This is a genomic window from Streptomyces sp. WAC04114, assembly GCF_019733245.1.
GTDB classification, from domain to species: Bacteria; Actinomycetota; Actinomycetes; order Streptomycetales; family Streptomycetaceae; genus Streptomyces; species Streptomyces massasporeus_A.
In genome coordinates, this window is the sequence record NZ_JAIGQA010000407.1 from 1 (window position 1) to 620 (window position 620).

Consider the following 620-nt stretch of genomic DNA (forward strand, 5'->3'; position numbering starts at 1 on the left):
GCAATCCTCCGCAGTTCGGATTCGCCGTGATCGGTGTGCTCTGTGAGCGCTACGGCTTCACGGTGTCCGTCGACTCGACCTCTCCCTACGGGGGTGTGCGAGCGGTGGTCCTGCTGCCGGACGAGCTGCTCACCAGCATGCCGCAACCAAGGGAGCGAGCACAGACTGTGAGCACTGTTCCCTCGCTGAACCCGAGCGGCCCGGAACCCGCCGCGGCCGTGTCCACGACCGCCGACGGTCTTCCCAAGCGCCGCCGCAGGCGGGCCATGGCCATCGTGCCGCCGACCGAAACCACGGGCGCCCCCATGACCACGGGCACCCCGATCCGCTCCGAAGAGGAGACCGCCTCGATCATGGGTGCCTTCCAGCGCGGCACGCAGTCCGGTCGAGCCGCGCTCCCGGAGCCTGCGGGCCGCACGAGCAACGCACATGACGCAAGCAGCGAAGGGCATGAGGTTTCGTGAACAACGATCTGTCATGGATGCTTGACGGCGTCCTGGAGATTCCCGGGGCTCTGCACGCGGTCCTGGTCTCTGCCGACGGGCTCTTGATGGCGTCCTCGAAGGGCGTCGGAAGGGACCACGCGGACACCGTCGCCGCCGCGATGAGCGGTGTGCAGT

At 68.2% G+C, this 620-nt stretch carries 1 protein-coding gene and 1 pseudogene; both read left to right on the plus strand.

Going from position 1 to position 620, the window contains the following annotated elements:
* Positions 1–464: pseudogene (locus tag K4G64_RS39475) on the plus strand (ATP-binding protein); the annotation flags it as partial.
* On the plus strand, positions 461–620 hold a 160-nt coding region (locus K4G64_RS39480; protein ID WP_221760650.1), incomplete at its 3' end, for a roadblock/LC7 domain-containing protein. The pseudogene K4G64_RS39475 and the gene K4G64_RS39480, both read left to right, overlap by 4 nt.